Origin of the sequence: Spongiactinospora sp. TRM90649, from assembly GCF_029382225.1 — a bacterium.
Lineage (GTDB): Bacteria > Actinomycetota > Actinomycetes > Streptosporangiales > Streptosporangiaceae > Spongiactinospora.
Genome location: NZ_JARLTC010000019.1, coordinates 14924 through 41599 on the forward strand (window position 1 = coordinate 14924; position 26676 = coordinate 41599).

General features: G+C 72.5%; 24 protein-coding genes and 1 tRNA gene. 18 read left to right on the forward strand and 7 right to left on the reverse strand.

Features of this window, described 5'->3' with window-relative positions:
• Nucleotides 1-132: 132 nt before the first annotated feature.
• The 9 genes from P3X83_RS21930 to P3X83_RS21970 all read left to right on the forward strand — a co-directional run bounded on the left by P3X83_RS21930 (nt 133) and on the right by P3X83_RS21970 (nt 11434).
• Nucleotides 133-912: a TIGR03936 family radical SAM-associated protein gene (locus P3X83_RS21930; protein ID WP_346742732.1), complete on the forward strand. Its 780-nt coding sequence runs from the start codon at nt 133-135 to the stop codon at nt 910-912.
• A gap of 97 nt (nt 913-1009) precedes the next feature.
• On the forward strand, nt 1010-3811 hold the full coding sequence (locus tag P3X83_RS21935) for an Rne/Rng family ribonuclease (protein ID WP_277307034.1): 2802 nt from the start codon (nt 1010-1012) through the stop codon (nt 3809-3811).
• Nucleotides 3812-4012: 201 nt separating this feature from the next.
• On the forward strand, nt 4013-4315 hold the full coding sequence (gene rplU, locus P3X83_RS21940) for a 50S ribosomal protein L21 (protein ID WP_277307035.1): 303 nt from the start codon (nt 4013-4015) through the stop codon (nt 4313-4315).
• A gap of 18 nt (nt 4316-4333) precedes the next feature.
• The gene (gene rpmA, locus P3X83_RS21945) at nt 4334-4591 is read left to right on the forward strand and encodes a 50S ribosomal protein L27 (RefSeq protein ID WP_277307036.1); all 258 of its coding nucleotides are present in this window, start codon (nt 4334-4336) and stop codon (nt 4589-4591) included.
• Nucleotides 4592-4689: 98 nt separating this feature from the next.
• Complete coding sequence (gene obgE, locus P3X83_RS21950) at nt 4690-6042, forward strand: GTPase ObgE (RefSeq protein WP_277307037.1); 1353 nt, start codon at nt 4690-4692, stop codon at nt 6040-6042.
• Between the two features lie 29 nt (nt 6043-6071).
• A complete protein-coding gene (proB, locus tag P3X83_RS21955) occupies nt 6072-7220 on the forward strand; it encodes a glutamate 5-kinase (RefSeq protein ID WP_277307038.1) in 1149 nt (382 codons plus the stop codon).
• On the forward strand, nt 7213-8499 hold the full coding sequence (locus P3X83_RS21960) for a glutamate-5-semialdehyde dehydrogenase (protein WP_277307039.1): 1287 nt from the start codon (nt 7213-7215) through the stop codon (nt 8497-8499). The genes proB and P3X83_RS21960 overlap by 8 nt, the downstream gene beginning before the upstream one ends.
• Nucleotides 8500-8608: 109 nt before the next feature.
• Nucleotides 8609-9253, forward strand: coding sequence for a DoxX family protein (locus P3X83_RS21965; RefSeq protein WP_277307040.1), 645 nt, complete (start codon nt 8609-8611; stop codon nt 9251-9253).
• Between the two features lie 141 nt (nt 9254-9394).
• A complete protein-coding gene (locus tag P3X83_RS21970) occupies nt 9395-11434 on the forward strand; it encodes a serine/threonine protein kinase (RefSeq protein ID WP_277307041.1) in 2040 nt (679 codons plus the stop codon).
• Nucleotides 11435-11444: 10 nt separating this feature from the next.
• Here P3X83_RS21970 and P3X83_RS21975 read toward each other — a convergent pair whose 3' ends face one another.
• Nucleotides 11445-12458, reverse strand: coding sequence for a M48 family metallopeptidase (locus P3X83_RS21975; RefSeq protein ID WP_277307042.1), 1014 nt, complete (start codon nt 12456-12458; stop codon nt 11445-11447).
• A 95-nt stretch (nt 12459-12553) separates the two neighbouring features.
• Here P3X83_RS21975 and nadD point away from each other — a divergent pair, with 95 nt between their 5' ends.
• The 4 genes from nadD to P3X83_RS21995 all read left to right on the forward strand — a co-directional run bounded on the left by nadD (nt 12554) and on the right by P3X83_RS21995 (nt 14449).
• Complete coding sequence (gene nadD / locus P3X83_RS21980; protein ID WP_277307043.1) at nt 12554-13171, forward strand: nicotinate-nucleotide adenylyltransferase; 618 nt, start codon at nt 12554-12556, stop codon at nt 13169-13171.
• 36 nt (nt 13172-13207) lie between these two features.
• Entirely contained in the window at nt 13208-13612 is a 405-nt protein-coding gene (gene rsfS, locus P3X83_RS21985; protein ID WP_277307044.1) for a ribosome silencing factor, read from the forward strand.
• Entirely contained in the window at nt 13609-14250 is a 642-nt protein-coding gene (locus tag P3X83_RS21990) for a histidine phosphatase family protein (protein WP_277307045.1), read from the forward strand. The genes rsfS and P3X83_RS21990 overlap by 4 nt, the downstream gene beginning before the upstream one ends.
• A gap of 126 nt (nt 14251-14376) precedes the next feature.
• Nucleotides 14377-14449: transfer RNA gene (locus P3X83_RS21995), tRNA-Ala, on the forward strand.
• 41 nt (nt 14450-14490) lie between these two features.
• Here the strand turns inward: P3X83_RS21995 and P3X83_RS22000 are convergent.
• The 4 genes from P3X83_RS22000 to P3X83_RS22015 form a co-directional block, all read right to left on the reverse strand.
• Nucleotides 14491-16659, reverse strand: a complete 2169-nt coding sequence (locus tag P3X83_RS22000) for a hypothetical protein (protein WP_277307046.1) — start codon at nt 16657-16659, stop codon at nt 14491-14493.
• A gap of 48 nt (nt 16660-16707) precedes the next feature.
• On the reverse strand, nt 16708-17496 hold the full coding sequence (locus P3X83_RS22005) for a hypothetical protein (RefSeq protein WP_277307047.1): 789 nt from the start codon (nt 17494-17496) through the stop codon (nt 16708-16710).
• 97 nt (nt 17497-17593) lie between these two features.
• Complete coding sequence (locus P3X83_RS22010; protein WP_277307048.1) at nt 17594-18826, reverse strand: cytochrome P450; 1233 nt, start codon at nt 18824-18826, stop codon at nt 17594-17596.
• An 86-nt stretch (nt 18827-18912) separates the two neighbouring features.
• Entirely contained in the window at nt 18913-20016 is a 1104-nt protein-coding gene (locus P3X83_RS22015) for an FAD-dependent oxidoreductase (RefSeq protein WP_277307049.1), read from the reverse strand.
• Nucleotides 20017-20202: 186 nt separating this feature from the next.
• Between P3X83_RS22015 and P3X83_RS22020 the strand changes: the two genes are divergently transcribed.
• Complete coding sequence (locus tag P3X83_RS22020) at nt 20203-21123, forward strand: GNAT family N-acetyltransferase (protein WP_277307050.1); 921 nt, start codon at nt 20203-20205, stop codon at nt 21121-21123.
• A 26-nt stretch (nt 21124-21149) separates the two neighbouring features.
• Here P3X83_RS22020 and P3X83_RS22025 read toward each other — a convergent pair whose 3' ends face one another.
• Together P3X83_RS22025 and P3X83_RS22030 are read right to left on the reverse strand one after the other, a co-directional pair.
• Nucleotides 21150-21662 carry a DUF523 domain-containing protein gene (locus P3X83_RS22025; protein ID WP_277307051.1) on the reverse strand — a complete coding sequence of 171 codons (513 nt, stop codon included), beginning with the start codon at nt 21660-21662 and terminating at the stop codon, nt 21150-21152.
• A complete protein-coding gene (locus P3X83_RS22030) occupies nt 21610-23811 on the reverse strand; it encodes an MMPL family transporter (protein ID WP_277307052.1) in 2202 nt (733 codons plus the stop codon). Before P3X83_RS22030 ends, P3X83_RS22025 begins: the two co-directional genes overlap by 53 nt.
• Nucleotides 23812-23939: 128 nt before the next feature.
• On the opposite strand from P3X83_RS22030, the gene P3X83_RS22035 reads away from it, so the two are divergent.
• The 4 genes from P3X83_RS22035 (at nt 23940) to P3X83_RS22050 (ending at nt 26642) form a co-directional block, all read left to right on the forward strand.
• Nucleotides 23940-25163 (forward strand): histidine kinase, encoded by a 1224-nt coding sequence (locus P3X83_RS22035; RefSeq protein WP_277307053.1) that lies wholly within the window; start codon nt 23940-23942, stop codon nt 25161-25163.
• A complete protein-coding gene (locus P3X83_RS22040; protein ID WP_277307054.1) occupies nt 25160-25807 on the forward strand; it encodes a response regulator transcription factor in 648 nt (215 codons plus the stop codon). The genes P3X83_RS22035 and P3X83_RS22040 overlap by 4 nt, the downstream gene beginning before the upstream one ends.
• A 65-nt stretch (nt 25808-25872) precedes the next feature.
• Nucleotides 25873-26235 carry a hypothetical protein gene (locus P3X83_RS22045; protein ID WP_277307055.1) on the forward strand — a complete coding sequence of 121 codons (363 nt, stop codon included), beginning with the start codon at nt 25873-25875 and terminating at the stop codon, nt 26233-26235.
• On the forward strand, nt 26232-26642 hold the full coding sequence (locus P3X83_RS22050; RefSeq protein WP_277307056.1) for a hypothetical protein: 411 nt from the start codon (nt 26232-26234) through the stop codon (nt 26640-26642). The genes P3X83_RS22045 and P3X83_RS22050 overlap by 4 nt, the downstream gene beginning before the upstream one ends.
• Nucleotides 26643-26676 lie beyond the last annotated feature (34 nt).

Below are 26676 nucleotides of genomic sequence, written 5' to 3' on the forward strand. Positions count from 1 at the left end.
GGAGGATTTCCACCGCACAGCGCTTATCCTGGGATGACAACCAGACCATGGATTGTTGTAAGAAGGGACAACAGCACACTGAAACCTGTTCCTGAAGGGCCCTCGCCCGTGCCTGTGACGCAGCGCCTTCGTGTGCGCTACGCCAAGCGTGGCCGACTGCGCTTCACCAGCCATCGTGACATCACGCGAGCCGTCGAGCGTGCCGTGCGCCGTGCCGGAATACCGGTGGCGTTCAGCGCGGGCTTCACTCCTCACCCCAAGATCTCCTACGCCGGCGCGGTACCCACCGGGGTCGCCAGTGAGGCGGAATACCTGGAGATCGGCGTGACCGCGCCGTGTGAGCCCGAGCGGATCCAAGCGGATCTCGACGCCTCTCTCCCGCCCGGCCTTGACGTACTCGAAGTCGTCGAGGCACGCGAAGGTGCCCTGGCCGACAGGCTTGAGGCGTCCAGGTGGGAGCTGCGCCTCCCCGAGGCCGACCCCGGCCTCGCCGTGACCGCGGTGGAGAAGTTCCTCGCCGCCGAGCGTGTGGAGGTCGAGCGGCTCACGAAGAAGGGCATTCGCCGCTTCGACGCGCGCGGTGCGGTGCTGGTGCTGACGATGGACGGCCCGGTCACGGGCGAGACTCCCGAAGGAGCAGGCGGAACAGCAGGTCAGACGCCGGTACGCTCATGTGTCATACTTCACATGGTGGTACGGCACGCAACTCCTGCCGTTCGACCCGACGATGTTCTCACGGCTCTTCGACTCGTGGCCGATTTCGCGCCGCCGGTGCCCCCCGAGGTGACCAGGCTGGCGCAGGGGCCGCTGGACGAGGCAACCGGTGAACCCGCCGACCCGCTCGGCCTTGACCGCGATTTCACGCGCGGCGCCGAGGCGGGACCGGTCGGGCAAGTCGTCGGCGACCTATAGGACTTTGCCACCCGCCCGCGAGGGCGAGTGGGCAGCAGCGACGAGAGCTTCTGCGCGGCGCGGCGACGCGCCCGGGAGCTGACGGGAGAACGCCCGCATGCTCGACAACGAGCCCATCGCCGGGGCCGGGGGCCCCGATGGCGATACAACAGAACAGCCCACGACCACACCCCGCCGCCGGGCGGCCAGCCGTCCGGCCGGTCCTCCGCCCGAGCCCGCGGAGCCCGAGACCCGTAACGGCTCGGCCCCCTCGGTTCCCCTGACCCGTCCCGCCTTCGAGCCGGCCGCACCCGCCGCCGAGAAGACAGAGACGGCTGAGCAGTCAGGGCAGCCAGAGACCTCTGTGGCGGAGGACGCCGCCGAGACGGCCGCGCCCAAGCGCGCCACGCGCCGCCGGACCGCCTCGACGGCCACCACGACCGGTGCCGCGACCAGCACCACGCGCCGCCGTACCAGGAAGGCCGCCGCCGAGGAGGAGCAGCCGGAGACTCCGGAGCCCGCTCCGGCGGAAGAGGAGGCCGCGCAGGCCCCCGAGCCGGTCAAGCGGCGCCGCGTCCGGCGCAAGGCCGCCGAGGAGGAGCAGCCGGAGGCGGAACGATCCACCGCCGCCGAGCCCACCCCCGCCGTCCCGAGCGCCGAAGAGCTGCTCACCATGCCGGTCGACGAGCCGCTGGACGACGAGCCCGCCGGTGAAGACCTCGACGAGGAGAACGGCGAGGCCGGGCAGGAGTCCGCCCGTCCCGGCGTCCTGGCCGACCCGTTCGGGCTGGCCGCGCAGGCGCAGCTCCGCTACGCCGAGCCCGCGGTGAGCTACACCCCGCCCGCGGCCGTGTTCACCCCGCTCTTCCAGGCCCCCGAGCCGCGCGTGGGCGAGGCCCTGCGGCCCGCCGCCGCGCCGCAGCCGGTGCGTGAGGAGGAGCCCGCCGAGGAGCAGGTTCCGGAGCCCGAAGAGGCCGAGGAGATCGACGAGACCGAGGGCGACGAGGCCGACGACGACGCCGACGAGCAGGGCGGCGGCAGGCGCCGCAGGCGCAGGCGCGGCGGGCGCGGCCGGGGCAAGGTCCGCGACCGCGACGACGCCGATGGCGACGACGCCGACTCGGCCGACGCCGAGGCGGAGGAGCAGGCCGACGACGACGCCGACGATGACGCCTCGGCCGGTTCGCGCAGGCGGCGCAGGCGCCGCAGGCGCGGCAGCGAGGAAGGCGCCGAGCCGTCCGCCGACGACCCGCCCAACACGGTCGTCCGGATCCGCGCCCCGCGCGCGGGCCGCGGCGGCTCGATGAGCACCTCCATCGACGAGGTGCAGAGCGTGCGCGGCTCGACCCGCCTGGAGGCGAAGAAGCAGCGCCGCCGCGAGGGCAGGGAGCTGGGCCGCAGGCGACCGCCGATCATCACCGAGTCGGAGTTCCTGGCCCGCCGCGAGTCCGTGGAGCGGGTCATGGTGGTGCGCCGGACGGCCGGCCGCACCCAGATCGCCGTGCTGGAAGACGGCGTGCTCGTCGAGCACTACGTGGACCGCGAGGCCGGCCAGTCCTACGTGGGCAACGTGTACCTGGGCAAGGTGCAGAACGTGCTGCCCTCGATGGAGGCGGCGTTCGTGGACATCGGCAAGGGCCGCAACGCCGTCCTGTACGCGGGCGAGGTGAACTTCGACACCGCCGGGCTGGAGGGCCAGCCCAAGCGGATCGAGGCCGCGCTGAAGTCGGGGCAGTCCGTGCTCGTCCAGGTCACCAAGGACCCGATGGGGCACAAGGGAGCCCGGCTGACCAGCCAGATCAGCCTGCCCGGCCGTTACCTGGTCTACGTCCCAGAAGGGTCGATGACCGGCATCTCCCGCAAGCTCCCCGACAAGGAGCGCTCCCGGCTCAAGGCCATCCTGAAGAAGGTCACGCCGGAGAACGCGGGCGTCATCGTCAGGACCGCCGCCGAGGGCGCCTCGGAGGAGGAGCTCGACCGCGACGTGGCCCGGCTGTCCGCGCAGTGGGAGAACATCCAGCGTAAGGCCAAGTCGGCCAGCCCGCCCGAGCTGCTGTACTCCGAGCCCGACCTGACCATCCGCGTGGTCCGCGACGTCTTCAACGAGGACTTCTCCTCGCTGGTGGTCGCCGGAGACGTGTGGGAGACGGTCGACGAGTACGTGCGTTACGTCGCCCCGCACCTGGCCGACCGGGTGAACCGCTGGCAGGACGACGGAGACGTCTTCGCCGCCTACCGCATCGACGAGCAGATCGCCAAGGCGCTGGAGCGCAAGGTGTGGCTGCCCAGCGGCGGTTCCCTGGTCATCGACCGGACCGAGGCGATGACCGTGGTCGACGTGAACACCGGCAAGTTCACCGGCCAGGGCGGAAACCTGGAGGAGACGGTCACGCGCAACAACCTGGAGGCGGCCGAGGAGATCGTCCGCCAGCTCCGGTTGCGCGACATCGGCGGCATCATCGTCATCGACTTCATCGACATGGTGCTGGAGAGCAACCGGGACCTGGTGCTGCGGCGCCTGCTGGAATGCCTGGCACGCGACCGCACCAAGCACCAGGTGGCCGAGGTGACCTCGCTGGGGCTCGTCCAGATGACCCGTAAGCGGGTCGGACAGGGCCTTCTGGAGGCGTTCTCGACGCCGTGCGAGTGCTGCAACGGCCGGGGGCTGCACGTCTCCACGGAGCCCGCTCCGGCCGTCCCAGAGCCGCGTGGCACCCAGGGCAAGATGGCCATCGAGAAGGCCGTGGCCGGCAAGCTGTCGAAGAACGGCGATGCTACCGCTGTCGCCGCCGGAGACCAGGCCGGTCGTGATACCGTGACCGATGCGCTTGGCGGTGACCGGGCTGACGACGATCAGAGCGCCCAGGTCACGAGCAGGGGGCGGCGACGCTCCCGACGGACCGCCAAGCAAGCCGACTAGCGGCCGATATCCGGCCGGCGGCCGGCCGGTCCGACGATCCGCCCGGTTCGACCAGGGCTGCCGATATCCGGTACCCTAGTCAATCGGTGCGTCCGTAGACGCGCCCTGTTCGCGCGCCTTCCCGGTTCGTCGGTCCAGACAATGACGGTGACCGGATGCGGGGCGCAGCATCCAGCGAGCACGAAGCAGAAGGGTTCCGCGGTGTACGCGATCGTTCGTTGCGGCGGCAGGCAGCAGAAGGTCTCCGTCGGCGATGTCCTTGAGGTGGACAGGCTCGCCGGCGAGGTCGGTTCCACGGTGTCGCTGCCGACTCTCCTCGTCGTCAACGACGGGGACGTGACCACGGAGGCCGGTAAGTTCACGGTCTCCGCCGAGATCCTGGGCGAGACCAAGGGCCCCAAGATCCGCATCCTGAAGTACAAGAACAAGACCGGTTACAAGAAGCGCCAGGGTCACCGCCAGCGGTACACCCAGGTGAAGGTACTCGGAATCGACCAGTCCTGAGTTACGGGAGTTTACGAGATGGCACACAAGAAGGGCGCGTCGTCCACTCGGAACGGCCGTGACTCCAACGCCAAGCGTCTTGGCGTGAAGCGTTTCGGCGGTCAGCTGGTCAACGCGGGTGAGATCATCCTCCGTCAGCGCGGCACTCACTTCCACCCGGGCGACAACGTCGGCCGCGGTGGCGACGACACGCTGTTCGCGCTGGTCGCCGGGCACGTGCAGTTCGGCCGCAAGCGCGGCAGGCGCGCGGTCAGCATCGTCCCGCCCGCGGAGTAGATCCGCGCCGGTTAGACGTTTTCCGACAGGGGTGGATCGCCTTCACGCGGTCCACCCCTGTTCGTGTTCTCACATCTTGATGGGACGGGGAAGAAGCAGTGGCCGACTTCGTAGACCGGGTCGTCATCCACGTACGGGCGGGTGACGGCGGGAACGGCTGCGCCTCCGTCCACCGGGAGAAGTTCAAGCCGCTCGGCGGGCCCGACGGGGGCGACGGCGGCAGGGGCGGTGAGGTGATCCTGGAGGTCGACGCCAACACCTCCACTCTGCTCGACTACCACCACCGCCCGCACCGCGCCGCGCAGAACGGCAGGCAGGGCGAGGGCTCCAACCGCGACGGCGCGCGTGGCGCCGACCTGGTGCTCCCGGTGCCGAACGGCACCGTGGTCAAGAACGCCGCCACCGGCGAGGTGCTGGTGGACATGGTCGGCGTGGGCACCCGTTACGTGGTCGCCAAGAGCGGCCAGGGCGGGCTGGGCAACGCGGCGCTGGCCTCGGCCAGGCGCAAGGCCCCGGGCTTCGCGCTGCTCGGCGAGCCGGGCGACCGCCTCGACGTGGTCCTTGAGCTGAAGACCGTCGCCGACGTGGCGCTGGTCGGGTTCCCCAACGCGGGCAAGTCCTCGCTGATCGCGGCGCTGTCCGCGGCCCGCCCGAAGATCGCCGACTACCCCTTCACCACGCTCGTGCCCAACCTGGGCGTGGTCACCGCGGGCGACACCATCTTCACCATCGCCGACGTGCCCGGCCTGATCCCCGGCGCGTCCGAGGGCAAGGGGCTGGGCCACGAGTTCCTGCGGCACGTCGAGCGCTGTTCCACCATCGTGCACGTGCTGGACTGCGCCACCATGGAGCCGGGCCGCGACCCGCTGAGCGACTTCGACGTCATCGAGTCCGAGCTGCGCGCCTACGGCGAGCTGGACGACCGCCCGCGCCTGGTGGTGCTCAACAAGGCCGACGTGCCCGACGCCCGCGAACTGGCCGAGCTGGTCACGCCGATGCTCACCGAGCGCGGCCTGCGGGTGTTCACGATCTCGGCGGCCACTCACGAGGGCCTGCGCGAGCTGTCCTTCGCGATGGCCGAGATGGTCGCCGCGTTCCGCGCCGCGGCCCCGGTGCCGGAGCCGACCCGGCTGGTCATCCGGCCGAAGCAGCTCGGCGAGGAGGGCTTCGCCGTCCGCAGGGTGGACGACAACACCTTCCAGGTCACCGGCGAGAAGCCGGAGCGCTGGATCCGGCAGACCGACTTCACCAACGACGAGGCCGTGGGCTACCTGGGCGACCGGCTGGAGCGTCTCGGCGTCGAGCAGGCGCTGGTCGAGGCGGGCGCCACCGAGGGCGCCGAAGTGATCATCGGGCCGATGGAGGGCGGTTACGTCTTCGACTGGCGACCGTCGATCAGCGGCGGCATGCCGCGCCGGGGGCCGCGTGGCTCCGACAGCAGAATCGGCTGAGCGACCGAGCGAGAAAGTGGAGAAGACGAGTGAATTCTGAGCGCGGGGGAGTCCGCACCGCGTCGCGTCTGGTCGTCAAGGTGGGGTCGTCGTCGCTGACGACCCCGCAGGGGACGATCGACGTGGACCGGGTGGACGCGCTCGTCGACGTCCTGGCCGCACGACGGGCCTCCGGCACGCAGATCGTGCTGGTCTCCTCCGGCGCCATCGCCGCCGGTCTCGGGCCGCTCGGCCTGCCCACCCGGCCGCGTGACCTGGCCACCCAGCAGGCCGCGGCCTCGGTGGGCCAGGGCGTGCTCGTCGCCCGCTACACCTCCTCGTTCGCCCGCTACGGCCTGCGCGTCGGCCAGGTGCTGCTCACCGCCGACGACATGATGCGCCGTTCGCACCACCGCAACGCCCAGCGCACCCTGGACCGCCTCCTGGAGCTGGGCATCGTCCCGGTGGTCAACGAGAACGACACGGTGGCCACCGACGAGATCAGGTTCGGTGACAACGACCGCCTGGCCGCCCTGGTCACCCACTTGATCCACGCCGACGCGCTGCTGCTGCTGTCCGACGTGGATGCCCTCTACGACGGCGATCCCCGGCGCCCCGGCGGCGCCAACCGGCTGACCGACGTGCGCGGCCCCGAGGACCTCGTGGGCGTCGAGCTGGGCCGGTCGTCCGGGCGGGTCGGCACGGGGGGCATGGTGACCAAGGTCCAGGCCGCGCGGATCGCCACCGGGGCCGGGATACCGGTGGTGCTGACCGCCGCCGCCCACGCCGCCCAGGCGCTCGTCGGCGCCGACGTCGGCACCTACTTCCACCCCGGCGGCCGGCACCCCGGCACCCGCCTGCTGTGGCTCGCCCACGCGGCCACCGGGCGCGGGCGGCTGCACCTGGACTCCGGCGCGGTGGAGGCGGTGGTCGGACGGCGCAAGTCGCTGCTGCCCGCGGGCGTCACCGGGGTCGAGGGCGACTTCAGCGCCGGCGACCCGGTCGACCTGTGCGGCCCGCACGGCGACATCGTCGCCAGGGGGCTGGTGAACTTCGACGCCGCGGAGATCCCCGACCTGCTCGGCAGGTCCACCAGGGAGCTGGCCAGCTCGCTGGGGCCGGAGTACGAGCGTGAGCTGATCCACCGCGACGACATCGTCCTGCTCGAACCCGACCTCACTGGAGCATCCCATGTCTGACGAAGCAGAGTTCCGCGCGGTGGCCGCGTCGGCCAGGGAGGCCGCGGCCGTGCTCGCCCCGCTGGCCAGGGCGGAGAAGGACGCCGCGCTGCTGGCGATCGCCGACGCGCTGGTCGCCAGGTCGGCCGAGATCGTCGAGGCCAACGCCGCCGACGTCGCCAGGGCGCGCGAGGGTGGCACCGCCGAGGCGATGATCGACCGGCTCCGGCTCGACCCGGGGCGGATCGAGGCGATCGCGCGGGCGGTGCGCGACATCGCCGAGCTGCCCGACCCGGTCGGCGAGGTGGTACGCGGGAACACCCTGCCCAACGGGCTGGAGCTGCGGCAGGTGCGGGTCCCGCTCGGCGTGGTCGGCATCATCTACGAGGGCCGTCCCAACGTGACCGTGGACGCCGCCGCGCTGTGCCTGAAGAGCGGCAACGCCACGCTGCTGCGCGGGTCCTCCAGCGCGTACGCCTCCAACCAGGCGCTGGTCGGCGTGATGCGCGACGCCCTGGCGGAGACCGCCGTGCCCGCCGACGCGGTGCGGCTCGTGCCCGGCCTGACCCGTGACTCGGTCAAGCACCTGATGCGCGCCCGCGGCCTGGTGGACGTGCTGATCCCGCGCGGCGGGGCGTCGCTGATCAACTCGGTCGTGGAGGAGTCCACGGTGCCGGTGATCGAGACCGGGGTCGGCAACTGCCACGTCTACGTGGACGCCGACGCCGATCCGGCGCTGGCGCTGGAGATCCTGCTGAACGCCAAGGTCCAGCGGCCCTCGGTGTGCAACGCCGCCGAGACGCTGCTAGTGCACGCCGACGCGGCGGCGGAGTTCCTGCCCCGGGCGCTGACGGCGCTGGCGGAGGCGGGCGTGACGGTCCACGGCGACACGCGGGTGGCCGCCCACGGCGAGGTGGTGCCCGCGACCGACGACGACTTCTACACCGAGTACCTCTCGCTGGACATCGCCGCGGCCGTCGTGGACTCCCTGGAGGACGCGGTGGCGCACATCAGGAAGTACGGCTCGGCGCACACCGAGGCCATCGTGACGCGCTCCCAGCGGGCAGCCCGCCGCTTCGTGGCCCTGGTCGACTCGGCGGCGGTCGCGGTCAACGCCTCCACGCGGTTCACCGACGGCGGGGAGTTCGGCTTCGGCGCGGAGATCGGGATCTCCACCCAGAAGCTGCACGCGCGCGGCCCGATGGGGCTGCCCGAACTGACCTCCACCAAATGGATATATGTCGGAGATGGACATCTCCGCACCTCAGCGGGCACGGTGATCGCTCAGACTTCGGAGTGAAATTGGTGTGTCGCTCCTGGTAATCGACTGGTCATGCCCTTTGACTGGGAGTCATGGAGCTTGTCGTCGCATTGTGCCGGGGCCTTCCCGGTGAAGGGGGGCGATGGTCGTGAGACGGTGGCTTTACGACATCGCCGCGCTGATCGCCCGTATCGTCGTCGGGGTCGTGTTCATCGCACACGGCCTGCAGAAGCTGGCCGCGGGAGGTGTCGGACCAGTCGCGGCCGGGTTCGCCGAGAGCGGCGTGCCGATGCCACAGGTCGCCGCCGGGTTCACCTTGGTGGTCGAACTGGTCGGCGGCGCCCTGCTCGTCCTTGGCCTGTTCACCCCGCTGGCGGGCCTGCTGCTCGTGGTGGTCTGCCTCGGCGCCGCGATCTTCGTGCACGCGCGTCACGGGATCTTCGTGGACCGGGGCGGCTTCGAGCTGGTCGGCGGGCTGGGCTCGGCCGCGCTGCTGCTTGCCGCGGGAGGGGCCGGGCGGTTCAGTCTCGACCACCTGTTCTTCGGGCGGCGCAGGGCGCGCGCCCTGCGGGAGGCCGACCAGGTCACCCCCGGAGCCTGGTACGGCGGGCCGGAGGCGGGCCGTAGCGCCGGGCCGTCCCGTTACGACGACGGCGCCGACTCGGCCCATTCGGCCGACCAGGCCGACGACGCGGAGCACGCGGCGAGCCGCTCCGGCGGGCCGTCCGCGCCGGGCTCATCGACCGGCAGGCACGCGGCCCAGGGGCGCGATGAGCGTCCCGGCCAGAGGTGACCCGCGTCGGCGGAGCCGTGGCGACAATGTCGCTCAGATAACTTTGTGCCCATTTCCCGGATACGGCGCGGCGTAGGGGTGATCAGGGTGACCCTGCAATAGGGTTGTGGCCCCTGAGAATGCGCCGGGCGAGGAGGGGGCGTGGCAAAGCTCGGCCGGGTCGGGCCGTACACCCTGCTGGAACGTCTCGGCAGAGGCGGCATGGGCGAGGTGTACCTCGCCGGTACCCGGCGTGGTGACCGCGTCGCCGTGAAACTCCTGCGTGATCCGCCGGACTACGACGGCGAGGCCCGGTTACGCCTGGAACGCGAGGTGCGCGCGCTGCGCAGGGTCGAGAGCCCCTACGTGGCCCGCGTCCTCGACGCCGACCTGCGCGCCAGGCGCCCCTACCTGGTGATGGAGCACATCGACGGCGAGACCCTGCTGGAGCGGATCCGCCGGGACGGACCCTTCGATCGCGCCGAGCTGGTGGAGCTGGCCCAGCGGATGGCGACCGCGCTGGCCATCATCCACGCCGCCGGAGTCGTGCACCGAGACATGAAACCGGGCAACGTGCTACTCGGCCCCGAAGGGCCGGTTCTGATCGACTTCGGTATCGCCCAGCTCGTGGACGCCACCCGGCTCACCATGACCGGCACCTTCCTCGGCACCCCCGGCTACGCCGCGCCCGAGCTGTTCGCCGACGAGCCCGTGGGCCAGCCCGCCGACATCTACGCCTGGGCGGCCACCATGGCGTTCGCGGGCACCGGGCGGCCGACCTTCGCGGGCGGCACCGCCGAGGCGCTGATGTACTCCATCCTGAACGGGCAGGCCGATCTCGACGGCGTGCCCGCCGCGCTGCTGCCGCTGGTCAAGGCGGGGCTGCACCGCAGGCCAGCCAAGCGCCCCACCGCCGCCGTGCTGGCCGACCGGCTGACCAGGCTGGCCCGTGCGACCCGCGCCCAGGAGGCTGAGGCGTCGCCCGTCGCGGCCGACGCGCCCGACGCCGCGGTCGGAACGCGGCCGGAGTCCGAGGCCGCCGAGACCGACGGCGCCGCCAGGCGAAAATCCCCGGGCAGGCCGGTCGCCGGGCGCGCGGCGGCGGAGGCCCCGGGCCGGAGCGCGGCCACCGACACCACCGCCGACGGCCCGTCACCGGCCGGGCGCACCACCGGCAAGACCGAGACGCGGTCGGCGGCCTCCGCCAAGGCCGCCACCGAGAGCCGGGAATCCGACGGCCGGAGCTCGGCCGAGGGCCGTACCGGCACGTCCAGGAGCGCCGCCGAGGCACGCGCCGCGTCGGACGGCCGGACATCGAGCAGAAGCTCCGCTGAGGCACGCGCCGCGGCGGAGAGCCGCACGGGCGGCAGGGCCGCCTCCGACGGCCGGGCCGCGTCGGACGGCCGGACGTCGGGCAGAGGCCCCGCCGATGGCCGGGCCGCGGCGGAGAGCCGCACGGCCGGCAGAGTGGCCTCCGACGGCCGGGGGGCCGGCGTCGAGGCGCGGTCGGCGGCCGAGGGCCGGACGGGTTCGGCCAAGGGCGCGACGGAGGTCAAGACGGGCGCGGCCAAGACCCAGGGCGGGCAGAAGACCCGTTCCGGCAGGGCGCTCGGCCGCGCGGCCAACGGCAAGGGCGATGGTGCCACGAGGGGCGGGCGCGTCGCCAGGAGGTCGGGGTCCGCGCCGTCGCCCGCGGGAAACGCGGTGCTGGTGATGCTCGCGGTGCTGGCCGCGCCGTGTGTGGTGGCGGCGGTCATCTGGGCGCCGGTCTCGCTGGCGCTCACCGCGTTCTTCGCGGTGCTGGTGCGGGCGCTCTGGCTCGGCCACTGGCTGGTCCGCAACCGCAAGTCCGCTCCCGCGCGGCGGATCCTGCGCGTGGTGTGCTTCCCGTTCGTGTTCGCGATCTCCGCGCTGAGCGCGGTGGCCTGGCCCGGGCTGCCCGCCGCAGGGGCGGCGGGCCTGACGTTGTGGGCGGCCTCCGGTGGCCATCTGGGCCCCGACTGGCTGGACCGGCCCGTACCGGTGACCATCTCCGGCGTGGTGTTCGCCATCGTATGCGGTGGGATCATCGGCAGGGAGATCGAGCGGGTCGGTCCGGAGGTGCCCGAGCTGCGTAAGGAGGGGCTGCGCGCGCTGGCCGTGCTGGGCGGGTTCGTCGCCCTGTGCGCCGCGACCGTGCGCGTCATCTCCCTCCTGCTCTGACGCCCTCCGCTCAGCCGTCGCGGCGTGCGAACCGGTTGAAGATGCGCTCGCCCGCGTGGACCGCGCCCTCGGCGACGTCGCGCAGCACGCCGATGAACGGGTCCTGTGACTGCGACCAGGAGTCGCGGTAGGAGCGGGCGGCGGCCTTGACCTCTTCGGAGATCTTGGCGTTGGCGTCGTCCTCGCGGCGCGGGTAGGTGCCGCCGAGGATCCGCTCGTACTCGCCGCTGCGCCGCCACTTGTCGAGTTCGGCGACCCGGGCGACGGCGAACGGGTGGGTGGTGCCGAGCAGGTTGAGCACCTTCAGGAAGCCGTCGCGGACGTCGCCGCCGGTGTCGTACTCCCTGGCCTGGTCGAGGAACGCCTCGACGTTCATCTCGTGCAGGCGGGAGCCGCCGGCGAGCTTCATCAGCGCGCGCAGCGCGGCCTCGGGGTCCTGGCCGCAGAGCAGACCGCCACGGTCGGCGGACAACTCGGACTTGCGGTACCACTCCTCAAGGCCGGCCACGATCGCCCGCAGGCCGATGTAACCGAGCGGAATCCAGGCGACGCGGGTGGCGAGCCGGGTAAGGATGTCGAGCATGGTCCGGTAGACGGCGTGGCCGGACAAGATGTGCGCGGTCTCGTGGCCGATCACGAACCGCTGCTCCTCCTCGTCCATGAGGTCGAGCAGGCCGGTGGTGACCACGATGAACGGGTCGTCGAAGCCGATCGCCTTGGCGTTGACGGAGGGGTCCTGCTGTACGTAGACCTCGGGGATCCGGCGCAGATCGAGGATGTAGGCGGCGTCGCGGCCCATGTCGTGCAGGGCGCGGAACTGGGTCTCGCTGGTGCGGACCGCCGAGGCGAGGTAGATCAGGCGCAGCCGGCGCTCGCTGATCAGCCCTGACATCTGCTTGAGCACGGTGTCGAACCCGCTGAGTGAACGAAGGGCGACCAGCGCGGACCGGTCGGCGGGGTGTTCGTAGGCGCGGGATGAGATACCGGCGAGCTGTACTCGGTTTCGATCCGGGGTGGTCGTCATGCCCGGCATGCTACGTCGGGGAACCGCGCTTCGCGCGTGGTCCGGCGGAGGGGCCGAGTCAAGATTGTCTGATTGGGGCGCGTATGGTCCGTTGCATGATGAACGCGCCGAACGGCGAAGGGCATCGGCGGGTGGGGGTCATGGGCGGGACGTTCGATCCCATTCACCATGGGCACCTGGTGGCCGCGAGCGAGGTCGCCCACCACTTCGCACTGGACGAGGTCGTCTTCGTCCCGACGGGGATTCCTTGGCAGAAGGCCGAGCAGGCGGTCTCCGCGCCCGAGGACCGGTATCTGATGACCGTCATCGCCACGGCGTCGAACCCTCGTTTCTCGGTGAGCCGCGTGGACATCGACCGCCCCGGGCCGACCTTCACAATCGATACTTTGCGGGATATATCGGGAATATACGGACCTGGGGTTGAGCTTTACTTCATAACGGGAGCCGACGCGCTCGCGCAGATCCTCTCTTGGCGTGACGCCGAGGAGCTCTTCACCATCGCTCATTTCGTAGGCTGTACCCGACCGGGTCATGTCCTGCATGATCCCGGCCTCCCTGAGGGGAAGGTCAGCCTGGTGGAGATCCCGGCCCTCGCGATCTCGTCCTCGGAGTGCCGCCAGCGGGTGGGCGCCGGAGAGCCGATCTGGTACCTGGTGCCCGACGGGATCGTGCAATACATCAATAAACGCGGCCTGTACCGGGAATCCTCATAGGAGACAGCGCCGACAACAGGAGGTCAGACCCACATCGTGACCGCATCAGAACGAGCCGTCCGGCTCATCGAGGTCGCCGCCGAGGCGGCGTCCGAGAAGCTCGCCGACGACATTCTCGCCTACGACGTGAGCGAGCAGCTCGTCATCACCGACGCCTTCCTGCTCTGCTCCGCGACCAACGACCGCCAGGTCCGTGCCATCGTCGATGAGATCGAAGAGCGCCTGCGCGTGGAGGCCGACGCCAAGCCGGTGCGCCGCGAGGGCGAGCGCGAGGGCCGCTGGGTCCTGCTCGACTACGTCGACATCGTGGTGCACGTCCAGCACGAGGAAGACCGCACCTTCTACGCCCTTGAGCGGCTGTGGAAGGACTGCCCGCCCCTTCCGCTGCCCGAAGGCGTACGCCACGCCGCGGCGCAGCGCAGCCGCGGAGCGTCTACGTGAGCAAGCGGCGTGTCGTCTGCTGGCGTCACGGCCAGACCCTGTGGAACGTCGAGCACCGCTTTCAGGGCCACTCCGACATCGCCCTCGACGAGGTCGGCGTAGCCCAGGCCACGCGGGCCGCCGCGTTGCTCGCGGCGCTGCGGCCTTCCATGATCGTGTCCTCCGACCTGCAACGCGCCTTCGACACGGCCGCCGCCCTCGGCCGCCTGACCGGCATCGACCCGATCGCCGACAAGGACCTGCGCGAGCGCGGCGGCGGTGAGTGGGAAGGCCTGACCAGGCAGGAGATCGCCGAGCGCTGGCCGGACGAGTACTCCTCCTGGGAGGCCCCCGGCGGCGAGGAGGTCGCCGACGTGGCCGACCGCGTGGCGGCCTCCATCCGCCGCTGGGCGGGCGAACTCGGCGAGGAGGGCCTGCTCGTGGTCACCTCGCACGGAGCCGCCCTGCGGCTGGGCATCGCCCGGCTGCTCGGCCTGCCGGAGGAACTGTGGTCCACCCTCGGCGGCCTGGGCAACTGCTCGTGGTCGGTGCTGGAGGAGGGCCGCAAGGGCTGGCGCCTGCTGGAGCACAACGCGGGCACCCTGCCCGAGCCCGTGCACAGCGACGACACCCCCGAGGCGGCGGAAGACCGTCCGTGACCATTGGGACCATGGGCCCGCGCCGGACGCCCGGCGCGGGCCGTGTCGCGGCGATTATGCGTAGGGCGCGCCGTACCGGTATGCTTCCCAAGCGTCGCGAACGAAGGTTCGCCCGCGGCGCGACAAGGGGCTATGGCGCAGTTGGTAGCGCGCCTCCATGGCATGGAGGAGGTCTGGGGTTCGAATCCCCATAGCTCCACCTCTTTCACGATCAGCGCCCTCGGGTCTTCCCGGGGGCGTTCATCGTTGGCGTGAGTGCAACATCTCCGCGATGTCCCACGTGTCGTCCCACGGGTCGGCCGGGCGGCGCGGGTCGGGCCAGTACTTGACGGGGTAGCTGCGATAGGCGTGGTGCGAGCGGCGTTCGTCCTCGGTGGGCATGGTCACGCCGGTGATCCAGGACAGCGGAATGGTGAACGTCAGCCGGTCGATCAGCTCGACCGCCACGACCACGCCGCCGGTGACGAGCACGACGCGGGCCATCACCTCCGAGTGACGGCCCCTGCGGTCGGCGAACTCCAGCCAGCGGATGCCGTCGTGCCAGCTCGCCGCGGCCTCGCGCAGCCCGGCGACCTTGCGCGACTCACGGGCCGGAGGGCCGGGCCGGCGGTCGGCGGCACGCATGGCGTGGACGACGAGCGCGAGCTCGGTCTCGCAGGGGCTCCAGGCGTCGAACAGCTCGGAGGGGGAGTAGCGCAGCGGCACCCGATCGCGCTCGCGCGGCACCGCGGCCCGGCGGCGGGCGCGGTCACGGCGGTCGCGCAGCTCGCTCAGCGCGCTCGCCGAACGCGGGCGCGGCGCGGTGGGACGGCGCAGGACGGCGGGCAGCAGCCCGCCCAGACACTCGTCGCCGTCGCGACCGGCGAGCAGCGCCCGGCCGTACGTGGTCAGCGCGCCGTCGCCGGTGACGCCGAGGCGCGCGGCCTCGCCCAGCGACCGGCGGACCCGGAACCCGGCGTGCACCGGCCCTCCGGTGTGACGCCACTCCAGCAGGGCGTTCACCTGCGTGGGATCGGTGCCCTGCCCCGGCGGCAGGTCGGCCAGCACGTCGAGCGGGGCGCGGCGTTCGGCCGGGGAGGCGTACCGGTTGGGGCCGAGGACGGTGTCGTGCTGGGCGAGACCGGGCTCGGGGTCGGACGTGCGCTCCATGGCCAGCCAGGCCCGCGCGAGCGTGAACCAGCGTCGCGCGGGCGGCGCGGAGCGCCAGGCGTCGTAGAGCGGCGTGGGCAGCCACACGGTCTCGTCGGGCGCCAGGGCGAGCAGATCGGCCCACACGGCGATCTCCAGCAGCAGGGCGGCCAGGTCGCCGGGGACGTCGACGGCGGCGGTGAGGCGCTCCATCTCCCGCTCGTCGAGGCCGTGGTGCTCGGTGGGCTCGCGATCGAACGGGGCCTGCCGCCACCGCAGATTGGACGGCGGGTCGAGATCGCACCGCGCCAGGAGCCGGTCGGCCGCCCCCAGCACCGCGAACGCGCTCGCCGCGCCCGCTCGGTCGGCCCGCGCCACCCCCACCTCGACCGGCGCGAGATCGGGCGGGCACGGATGCAGCCGCCCATACGGCGAGTCGCCCCGCAGCGCCATGCCGATCTCGCGCGGCAGCTCCAGCCGCAGCGACCTGGCGGCGAAGTCGATCGGCTCGCCGGTGAAGGAATAGGTGGTCACGACCAGCAGCCCCTGCTCCACCAGGGGCATCACCAGGTCACGCGCGCCGGTCAGGCCGATCCGCCGGAACGGCTCGTCGCGGTCCCATACCGAGAACTCGTCGCCGTAGACCGAACAGCACGGACGGTCGCTCGCGGCGAGCCCCTCCAGCAGCGCCCGGGGCCGGTCGGCCAGCCTGGCGACGCGGCGGCGCGTGGCCTCGGCGTCGGCGAACACGGCGGCGACCCGCTCCAGTGGATCGCCGCCGCCGGACGTGAGACCGAGCGAGCGCAGCACCGGTGCGAGCTGCTCACGGTCGTAGCGCGCCAGCAGCCCCCGGATCGGGCGGCCGAGGCCCGAGCGCTCGTGGCGCTGCCCTGTCTCCGGGGCGAGGTGTGCCTCAAGCAGGCACAGGCCGTCGTCGTCGCCCCAGGCCAGCCCGAGCGCCCGGAACCGGTCGGCCGTCCGTTTCAGCGCGCCGGGACGGCAGGCCGGACCGAGCAGGCGCCCCAGCTCGGCGAGCCCGATCGGGCGGTCTCCGAGGATCAGCAGGGCGTCGCGCACCTCGTGTTCGAAGCGGTCGTACTCGATGCCCGCGGAGCCGCGCAGTACGCGTCGCACGATGGCCTCCGCGACCTCGCCGAACGTCACCGGGACCGGCGCGCTGCGGGCCAGTTCGTGTTCCGCGAGCAGCGCCACGAGGCGGGAGTCGGAGAGCGAGCGCAGGTGATCGACGTACGCCGGGGGCGGCGACGGCAACTCGTCCATGTCAGCACCATAGACACGTAGCGTGCCGCTCGCGGCACTTTCCGTGATCTAGTTGTACTTGTAGAGCGCGTCGCCGATCCGATGATCGCCGTCGAAGAGCGAAGCGCGGTACTTGCTGATGGTCCGCCGCCCGTGCACGGCCTTCCCGCAGGTGCCCGGACCGGCGAGCTGGTGGATCTCGAAGCGGGCGGTCGGGTCGCCGCCGATGTAGTACTCGGCGTGGACCTGCCGCCGGTCCGTGCCCGTGTCGCAGGCGAAGATGGTCGTCTTCTTCCCGGTGAAGCACACCAGGGCCCGGCCCCTGGTCGAGGTGCAGACCCTGGCGCGCGCCTGGGCGGTGGCGGGGCTGATGCCCGTCTCACGCGCGACGGGGTTCTTGGTGACCTTCTTGAGGGTCTTCCACTCGCTGACCTTGAGCCGGTGGTCGCCCTTGTAGAGCGCCGCCCGGTAGGTGATCGTGTCGCCGATCCAGGGGCTGCCCCGGACCTCGCCCTGGCGCGCGAGGTTGTGAACGGAGTACATGGTGCCCAGGTACCCGTTCAGGTAGTACTCGACGGCGGGGTGCAGCCGGTCGTTCTCGGTGTCCTCGACGGAGACGCCGGGCTGGAGGCTGTCGTCCCCGCCCACGCAGGCCGCCGCGCCCCTGACCCGGACGCACTCCGGCGCACTGCGGGCCTTCTCTTCGGCGGGTTCGTCCGTGGGCTCCTCCGTCGGGGCGTCAGTGGACGAATCGGCCGGTGTCTTGGTCGCCGCCACGACCACGATCGGCTGCCGCCCGGCCTCGGGGGGCTGCGGCGCGCCCGCGCAGCCCTGGGTGGCGGCCACCGCGCCCGCCACGGTCAGCAGCGCTAGACATCTAGTGGTTAACGCCTGTCTATTTACCGTAATCACAACGATGTGACGTGTTCCACATGGATGTGGTTCCGGAGTGACCTCAGTGCCAGATGAGGTGCAGCATTTCGGGGGAACGGTGGATCAGAGTGGGCGTCATCGCCGGAGACGGGCCGGGGGCGAGGCGCAGGCCGGGCAGGCGCGTGGTCAGCGTCTCCAGGGTGATCCGTAGCTGCTCCCTGGCGAGCTGTGCGCCCGGGCAGCCGTGGGCCCCGTGGCCGAAGGCGAGGTGGCGGGACGGCGTCCTTTCCAGGTCGAACTCCGCTGCGCGCTCGTAGCGGGACTCGTCGCGGTTGGCCGAGCCGTAGGCGACGAGCACGGCCGTGCCCTTCTCCAGGGCGGTGCCCGCCAGGGTGAGCGGGCGGGTGGTGACCCGCCGGAACGCCTGGATGGCCGTGTCGTGGCGGGCGGCCTCCTCGACGGCGGCCGGGATCAGCTCGGGACGGGCGCACAGGGTCTCCCACCGCGAGCGGTCCGACAGCAGGCGCAGCACGGTGGTGCCGATCAGCGCGGTGGTGGTGAGATGCCCGGCGATGAACAGGTTCTGCAGGTTGGACACCAGTTCGCCGGTCGGCTCCCCGGACTCCGTGCCGAGGGCGCGCACCAGCTCACCGCCCAGGTCGTCGCGCGGTTCCGCCAGGGTGCGCCGGATGTGGGCGGCGAGCCGGTGTTGCAGCGCCACCACGTCTTTGGCCGCGGCGATCTGCTCGTCCGGCGGCAGCGGCCGGAACAGCAGGGCCTCGGCGCGCTTGCTGCCGTCGACCGCCGACGGCACGTCGTCCGGGTCGAGGCCGAGCAGGCGGCCGATCACGTCGCCGGGCAGCCGCCGGGCGTAGGCCGCCATCAGCTCCGTCCGGCCGTCATCCGCGAACCCGGCGACCAGCGCCTCGGCCCGCTCGGCGATGTACGGCACGAGCGCCGCCACCTTCGCCGCCGACAGCCCCCGCACCAGCGGGGCGCGCAACCGCTGGTGCGCCTCGCCGTCGGCGGACAGGACGACCCGACCGCCGCCCATCCCCTTGGACAGCTCGGCCAGCACGGCGGGGGAGGGCGGCACGTCGGCCGTCAGCGCGTTCGCCGAGGAGAAGTCGTCCGGCCGCCGCAGCACCTCCAGCACGTCGGCGTATCTGCTGACCAGCCAGGCGTCCATCAGCGGCAGATAGGTGAGCCCCGGGGTCCGCCGGGCGCGGGCGAAGATCGGATGTGGGTCGCGGTAGAACGCGTCGCGCTCCCGCGCCTGCCTGTCGCCGCCTTCGGCGGCTGCGGTGTCACCCACGGGCTCATCCTCCGGTCGTCGTGGCGGCGGCGGGCCGCCGGATCTCCCCGGCCATCCTCCGGCAGCCGGCGTGATCAGTCGAGGGTTCAGGACACGGGATCGGTCTCGCGCAGGGGGGTGAACGGGGTGAGGTCGATCGTCGTGGGCTCGCCGATGGCGAGGTCGGCGGCGAGGCAGCCGGCCAGGGGGCCCGTGGTCAGGCCGTACGCGCTCAGGCCGGTGGCCACCACGACGCCCGGGGCGAGCGAGCCGATCATCGGACGGCCGTCGCCGGTCATCGGCCGGAAGCCCACGCGGATCTCCAGGGCCGTGGCGGAGGCGAGGCCGGGGGCGACCGTCAGCCCTGCGGACAGCAGCCCGGAGAGCCCGCCCACGGTGGCCCGCCCGTCGAAGCCCGCCTCCTCGCAGGTCGCGCCGAAAACCACCCGCGACCCCGGGAAGCCCAGCAGGTAGGGGCCGACCCTGGGCAGCACGATCGGCCAGCCGGAGGTGTCGGTGCCGGGGAGTTCGGCGTGCACGATCTGCCCGCGTTCTGGACGCACCGACAGCCGGTGGCCGAGGGGAGCGCACAGCTCGCCGGTCCACGCCCCGGCCGCGAGGATCACGGCGTCGGCCCCGATGGGCTCGCCGTTGATGGACAGGCGCCCTTTGGCGTCGAGGCCGGCCGTGCCGGTGCGCAGCATGGCCCCGCGCTGGGCGGCGGCGCGCAGCATCGCGTCCCTGACGCCCCGGCCGTCCACCCGCGCGGCCCCGCCGACGAACAGCGCGGCCAGGTCCTTGGTCAGCGGCGGGAACAGGCCGCCGGGATCGTCGGGGACCGACACCTCGCCCATCTCCGGCGCCAGCGGGCTCCGGTCGCGCAGCAGCGCGGCCACGTCGTCGAGCCCGGCCGCGTCGTCGGCGGTGAGCAGCGCGCCGGTCCGCGCGTATCCGGGGTCGGTCTCGCCGTCACCGGCCAGTTCCTCCAACAACGTCGGGTACGCGCGGGCCCCCTCCCGCGCGAAGCCGTACCAGGCGTCGTCGCCGTCGTGATCCACCCACGGGCAGATGATGCCCGCGCCGGCCGCGGTCGCCTGCCCCCGGCTGTCCGCGCGCTCCACGATGGTGACGGCGACGCCCTTCTTGCGCAGCCGGTACGCCGCGGCCGCCCCCACGATGCCGCTGCCGACGATGGCGATGTGTGTCCGCATACGCCCATGATCGCCCGGAACCGATTCCCATTAGAGGAATACGACGTGAATGTGATTGACTACCGGCACGCCCACGGAGAAAGGGAAGGAGGCGAGTCGCGATGAACACCGAAACGTACTCGCGCCTCCCCCTGACCCGGGCGGTTCTCTGACCGGGGAGGCGCACGCCTACCTGGAGGAATTCCCATGACCGATCTGGTCATCCGCCCGCTGGCCGCGGGCGAGCAGCACCGATTCGCCGAACTCCCCGACCCCTCGTTCGTCGGCATCGCTTGGACCGGCCGCGACTACGCGCAGGGCCTGGCCAAGAACGAATACCGGCCGGAATGGACGTGGGCGGCGCTGCGCGGCGACCGCGTCGTGGCCAGGGCCGCCTGGTGGGGCGGCCCCGACGACGCCGACCCCATCAACCTCGACTGGTTCGACTTCGGCGACGACACCGAGGCGGGCGTCGCCCTGCTCCAGGGCGCCCCGTTCACCTGCGAGTACTGCCTCGTCCTGCCGCCCGCCTGGCGGGAGGATCCCGTCGTTCGGGAAGAGGGACAGCGGCGGATCGACGTGTCGGTACAGGCCGGCATGCGCGTGCTGGTCGAGCGGATCCGGTTCCGCTGGACGCCCGCCGACGGCCTGCCCGCGCGTCCGGACCGCCTGGAATACCGCCCGTGCGACGACGACGCCATGCTCGACGCGATCAGGAGGGTCCACGTCGGCACCCTCGACGCCCACGCCAGGGCCCAGGCGGCCCGCGAGGGCGCGGAGGCGGCGGCGCTGGAGGATCTGAAGATCCTCCGATGGTTCCCCGGCCCGCGCGAGGACTGGCGCCTGGCCTACACCCCGGACGGCACCCCGGACGGCGAGCTGGCCGGGCTCACCGTGCCCACCCGCAACCACACCAGCCCGGTGATCGGCCTGATCGGAGTGGTGCCCGAGCGACGCGGCCACGGCTACGGCCTCGACCTGCTGGCCGAGGCCACGCACATGCTCGCCGAGCGCGGCGCGCAGGAGGTGATCGGTGAGACCGACTTCGGCAACGAGCCGATGGCGGCGGCGTTCCGCAAGGCCGGGTACCAGGTCACACAGGAACGCGTGTTCCTGACGTGGCAGTGATCCCCGGGATCCCCGGCGCGCGGTGATCAACCCGAGGCGGGCTCCAGGGTTTCGAGATAGGCGCCCGCCTCGGCGATCAGGTGTTCGCTGAACACGCGCACGCCGTGCGACTCAAGGAGGGCGGTGGTCACCCCGGCAGCGGGGATCTTCCGCCCGGTGAACGACCCGTCGTGCACGGCCAGCACCCCGCACGACGGGCTGCCCTCCTTCAGGATCGCGATCCGCGCGCCGTGCGATTCGGCCGCCTCCAGCGCCCGCCGCGCCCCGGCGAGGTAGGCGGCGGTCACGTCGGCTCCCCCCGAGGTCAGCACCCGGGCGGTCCCGGCCAGCACGGCTGTGCCTCCTGTGCCTCCTGCGCCGTCCTCGATCTCGGCGGGCGGGCGCGGCACCGGCAGCCCGCCCTCGACCTCGGGGCACAGCGGGACCAGCCGCCCCTCCTCACGCCACCGGGCGAGCAGGGCGTGGCCGCTGGTCTTCGCCTCGCCGTCAAAACGGACGCGCCGCCCCATCAGACAGGCGCTGACCAGGATCCTTTCCATGTCTCCCATCGTACGAAGGGTCGGCGTCGTGTGAACCCGCGTACGAACGGGTCCAGCTCGGCGCCCACCAGGCCCGGTGCCCGAGCAGCCCCATCACGGCGGGCAGCAGCAGCGCGCGCACCACGGTCGCGTCCACGACCACGGCGATCGTCAGGCCGACGCCGATCATCAGCATCAGCGTCATCTCCGCCGTCAGGAACCCGGCGACCACGACGGCCATGAGCAGCGCGGCACTCGTGATGATCCGCCCGGTGCGCTGCAGCCCCAGGGCCACGGACTCGCGCGCGTCGCCGCTCTTGCGGTACTCCTCGCGGATCCTGGCCAGCAGGAACACCTCGTAGTCCATGGCGAGGCCGAGCGCGATCCCCACCACCAGGACCGGGAAGTTGATGTCCACGGCCCCGACCGGCACGAAGCCCAGCACGCCGGACAGCCAGCCGTCCTGGAAGACCAGCTTGATCGCGCCGAACGCGGCGGTCAGCGACAGCAGGTTGAGCAGCACCGCCTTGAACGGGATCACCACCGAGCCGAACGCCAGGAACAGCACCACGAACGACACCAGCGCCAAGGCCAGGCCCATCAGCGGCATCCGGGAGAGGATCATCTCCACGACGTCCACCCGGGAGGCGGCCATCCCGGCGAATCCGGCCGTGCCCCCCGGCGGCGGGGGAGTCGCGCGCAGGCGCTCCACCATCGTGTACGCCTCGCGGGACATCGGCTCGGGCCGGTAGATCACCTGCAGCCGGGCCAGGTTCGCCTGGGCGCCGGTGACCCGCACGTCGTGCACGCCGTCCACGGCGGCGAGCCGCTTGCCGTAGTCCGCGACCGCGGTCGCGCCGGCCCCCGAATCGGCGCGTTCCCGCAGGGTGACCACGGCCGTGACGGACCTGGCCGGATCGCCGGAGAACCGCGTGGCCATCTGATCGGTCACGTATCTTGCCTGGGCGCCGGGCGGCAGCACCCAGTCCCCGGGCCGGGCCCAGTTCACCGAGAGGAACGGCGCGCCCAGCGCGAGCAGCAGCGCCACCACGCCGACCGTGGTCACCAGCGGACGGCGCAGCACCAGCCGCGCCAGGCGGTACCAACGCCCCTCGGCGGGACGCGCGCCCCTGGGCGGCGGCAGGAACGGCACGCGCAGCGAGTTGATCCGGTACCCGGCGAACCGCAGCATGGCGGGCAGCAGCACGAGCGAGGCGAGCACCCCGGCGAGGACCGTGGCGATCCCGCCCCAGGCCATCGAGACCAGGAACCTGGAGGGGAAGACGAACAGGCAGGCGAACGTCGAGGCCACCATCAGCCCGGAGAAGGCCACCGTACGGCCGGCCGTCGCCATCGTGCGCTCCACGGCCTGGTCCTCCGTGGCGCCGCCCGCCAGTTCCTCACGGAACCGGGTGACGATCAGCAGGGCGTAGTCCACCGCCAGGCCGAGCCCGAGGATGCTCACCACGTTGAGCGCGTAGGTCGAGATCTCGGTGGCCGACGACACCACCCGGAGCACGATCAGCGCCCCCGGCAGCGTCACCAGCCCGATCAGCAGGGACAGCGAACCGGCCACCACGGTCCGGAAGATCACCATGAGCAGCAACAGCACGATCGGCAGCGACAGTGCCTCCGCCCTGATCAGGTCGCGGGTGGCCAGCGAGTTCACCTGCTGCGTCATCGCCGTCGAACCGCCGAGGCTGACCTTGAGCCCGTCGGCGGCGAAGTCGTCCTTGATCCGGGTGAACTGCCGCACGCGTTCCTGGTCCACCGAGGAGCGCAGTTGCACGACGGCGTAGGCGGCGCGGCGGTCGGAGGAGACGAACGCCTGGTCGCCGGTGCTCCAGTAGGATTCCAGCCGGACCACGTCCTCCCGGGGGACCCGGTCGAGGGCGGCCCGGGCCGCCGTGGCGAACGCCGGGTCGTCCACGCGCAGCCGGTCGCTCTCGTACATGACGACCAGGTCGGGGCCGTACCGCCCGAGCGGCCCCGCGAGGAGGCGCTCGGTCCGCACCGCCTCCATGTCCGGCGACTCGAATCCGGAGCCGCCGATCAGGTTGCCGAACAGCCCGGTGGTGCCCCAGAACCCGCCGAGCAGCACCAGGAGGAGGGTGGCGATGACGACGGGCCATCGCCTTCTGGCCGCGAAACGGCCGAGGGAAGCGAACATGCCGCCACGATCTCGGCCCGGGGCCGGGGGGTGCGTCGGCCGACGGGCCGCAGCGCCGGCTCGAAGCAGGAGCCGCCTCCTCCCATCGGCGGAGGCCGGGCGGGCGGGGCTCGCCTACCGTAGGGGGCATGGTGGCGCGCTGGGCGGAGAAGGCCTTCCAGCCGGGATACGGCATCGCCCGTCAGGTGGTGCTGCTCGCGTGCCTGGCAGGCGATCTGCTGTTCATCGAACGGCAGGCCGGGCCGGGCGGCTGGGCGCTGTGCCTGGTCGCGCTCGCGGTGAGCACGGTGGGCCGCTGGTCGCCGCTCGGCGCGGTGCTGGCCCAGGTGGTGCTGCTCGGCGTGGCCGACGTCTACGGCGTCCCGGCGATGACCGCGATGAAGGTGCTCACCTGCGTGAGCCTGTTCGAGCTCGCGGTCCGCCGCTCCGGCAGGCAGGTCGGCGTGGGCGCGGCGGCGGTGGCTCTGGTCGTCTGCGTCAACCTGCTGGACGAGCTGCCCGCGGCGCTGCCGTCGGCGGTGTTCCGGATCGTCGTGGTGGTCGGCGCCCCGCTGCTGCTCGGCGGCTACGTCCGGCTGACGCGCGAGAGCGCCGAGCGCGAGCGGCGGCGGGCGGCCGAACGCGTCCTGGCCGCGAGGGCGGCCGAGCGCACCTCGATCGCCAGGGAGCTGCACGACCTGGTGGCCCACCACGTGTCCTCGATGGTGCTGCGCGTAGGCGTGGCCAGGCACCTGCTGCCCGAGCACACCGATCCGCAGGTCGCCGCCACGTTCGACGACCTGCACGCCTCGGGCATGGCGGCGCTCGCCGACCTGCGCAACCTGGTGGGGGTGCTGCGCGACCCGGCGACCGTGACCGGCGACCCCGGGGCAGAGCCGGGCGACGCCGTCTCGATCGTCGATCCGGCCGGGGTGCCCGCCGCGCTCGACGCCGTGGTCGAACGGGCCCGCCGCGACGGCCTCGACGTGAGCGCCCGCGTCGATCCCGGGGTCGCCGCGCTCGACGCGCTGCGCGGCATCGCGCTGCTGCGGCTGACCCAGGAGGGCCTGGCCAACGCCGCCAGGCACGCGGGTCCGGCCGCACGGGTGCGTCTCGGCGTCACGGTCGACGACAGCGGGGCGGTCGGCGTGGACATCGCCGACGACGGGCCGGGGGAGGGCACGCACGGGGTACCCGAGCCGGACCCCGGCTCCTCAGGGCACGGCCTGATCGGCATGCGCGAGCGGGTCCACCTGCTCGGCGGACGGCTCGACGCCGGTCCGTGCGGCGCGGGGTGGCGGCTCTCGGCCGTGCTGCCCGAGCGGACGGCGGGCGCCTCGCCGTCCGCGCTGCTGCCGGAGGGCGCCGGATGATCCGCGTGCTCCTCGTGGACGACCAGCACCTGGTCAGGATGGGCCTGGCCATGCTCTGCGGGTCGGCCCCCGACATGGAGGTCGTCGGCGACGCCTCCGGCGGGGCCGAGGCGGTGCGCAAGGCCGCCGAACTGATCCCCGACGTGATCCTGATGGACCTGCGGATGCCCGGCCTCGACGGCATCACCGCCACCCGCCGCATCACCGCCGCCCACCCCTCCGTCCGCGTGATCGCGGTCACCACGTTCGACGACGACGACCACCTGTATCCCGCGCTCGCCGCCGGGGCCTGCGGCTTCGTGACCAAGGACACCCCGCCCCCCGAGATGCTCGACGCCATCCGCCGCACCGCCGCCGGCGAGAGCGCCTTCAGCGGCCCCGTGCTGCGCCGTCTGGTCGAGGCCGCCGTGCGAGCCCGCGTGGCCGAGCCCGTGCCGCCCGCGCTGCCCGGCACGGTCACCGCGCGCGAGCGCGAGGTGCTGGCCCTGGTCGCGGGCGGGCTGTCCAACCGGCAGATCGCCGAACGGCTCAACGTCGGGGTCACCACGGTCAAGACCCACGTGGCCAGCCTGATGACCAAGACCGCCTCGCCGAACCGGATCCGTCTGGCCACGCTCGCCGTCCATCTGGGCCTGCGCCCCTGATCTGTGTCCCCTGATCTGTGTCCCCTGATCTGGGGGCGGCGCCGTGCGGCGGTAGCCTACTGGCCATGAACAGCGCGCTGGCCACCGGAGTGATCATCTGGGCGGTGGTCCTCACCTTGGTGAGCGGGGTCACCGCGATCCGGAACCGGGCGATGGGCATGGTCCTGCTGATCGGTTTCGCGGTGCTGGAGGTGGCCGTGCTCGTCCAGTCCGGCATCGCCGTGGCGGCGGTCATCGGCGGGCAGGGCCCGGAGGACAAGGTCACCCTGTTCGGCTACCTGGCGGGCACCGCCGTGATCCCGCCGGTCGGGGTCTTCCTGGCGCTGGCGGAGCGCAGCCGGTGGGGCACGGCGATCCTGGTGGTCGCCGGTTTCGCGATCGCCGTGATGACCGGGCGGATGCTGCAGGTCTGGCAGGGCGTGGCGTGAGCTCCCCCTCGCGCGAGGACGGCGCGGCGATCGGCACCGGCCCCGGCCGGGTGCTCGTCGCCGTCTACGGGATCTTCGCGCTGGCGGCCGGGGCGCGCGCGGCGGTGCAGATCGTCACCCGCTTCGACCAGGCGCCGCTGGCGTACTCGCTGTCGGCCTTCGCGGCGGCCGTCTACGTCCTGCTCACAGTGGCGCTGGCGGTGTCGGCCCGCCGTACCGCGCTGGTGGCCTGCCTGATCGAGCTGGCCGGAGTGCTGGTGATCGGCACGCTCAGCCTCGTCGATCCACAGGCGTTCCCGAGTGCCACGGTGTGGTCGGGTTTTGGAAGCGGATATCTGTTCATCCCGCTGGTGCTGCCCCTGGTGGGCCTGTTCTGGATCCTGCGCGCGCGCCGGGGATCGCGTTAAGCGCCTCGCTCCTCGGGCAGTGCGGCCTTTCGTA

Excerpts from the sequence above, each read along its gene's own strand:
- P3X83_RS21935 (WP_277307034.1), top strand. The coding sequence starts at position 1,010 with ATGCTCGACAACGAGCCCATCGCCGGGGCCGGGGGCCCCGATGGCGAT.
- rpmA (WP_277307036.1), top strand. The coding sequence starts at position 4,334 with ATGGCACACAAGAAGGGCGCGTCGTCCACTCGGAACGGCCGTGACTCC.
- P3X83_RS21960 (WP_277307039.1), top strand. The coding sequence starts at position 7,213 with ATGTCTGACGAAGCAGAGTTCCGCGCGGTGGCCGCGTCGGCCAGGGAG.
- P3X83_RS21975 (WP_277307042.1), bottom strand. The coding sequence starts at position 12,458 with ATGACGACCACCCCGGATCGAAACCGAGTACAGCTCGCCGGTATCTCA.
- nadD (WP_277307043.1), top strand. The coding sequence starts at position 12,554 with ATGATGAACGCGCCGAACGGCGAAGGGCATCGGCGGGTGGGGGTCATG.
- P3X83_RS22000 (WP_277307046.1), bottom strand. The coding sequence starts at position 16,659 with ATGGACGAGTTGCCGTCGCCGCCCCCGGCGTACGTCGATCACCTGCGC.
- P3X83_RS22015 (WP_277307049.1), bottom strand. The coding sequence starts at position 20,016 with ATGCGGACACACATCGCCATCGTCGGCAGCGGCATCGTGGGGGCGGCC.
- P3X83_RS22020 (WP_277307050.1), top strand. The coding sequence starts at position 20,203 with ATGACCGATCTGGTCATCCGCCCGCTGGCCGCGGGCGAGCAGCACCGA.
- P3X83_RS22025 (WP_277307051.1), bottom strand. The coding sequence starts at position 21,662 with ATGGAAAGGATCCTGGTCAGCGCCTGTCTGATGGGGCGGCGCGTCCGT.
- P3X83_RS22030 (WP_277307052.1), bottom strand. The coding sequence starts at position 23,811 with ATGTTCGCTTCCCTCGGCCGTTTCGCGGCCAGAAGGCGATGGCCCGTC.
- P3X83_RS22035 (WP_277307053.1), top strand. The coding sequence starts at position 23,940 with ATGGTGGCGCGCTGGGCGGAGAAGGCCTTCCAGCCGGGATACGGCATC.
- P3X83_RS22040 (WP_277307054.1), top strand. The coding sequence starts at position 25,160 with ATGATCCGCGTGCTCCTCGTGGACGACCAGCACCTGGTCAGGATGGGC.
- P3X83_RS22045 (WP_277307055.1), top strand. The coding sequence starts at position 25,873 with ATGAACAGCGCGCTGGCCACCGGAGTGATCATCTGGGCGGTGGTCCTC.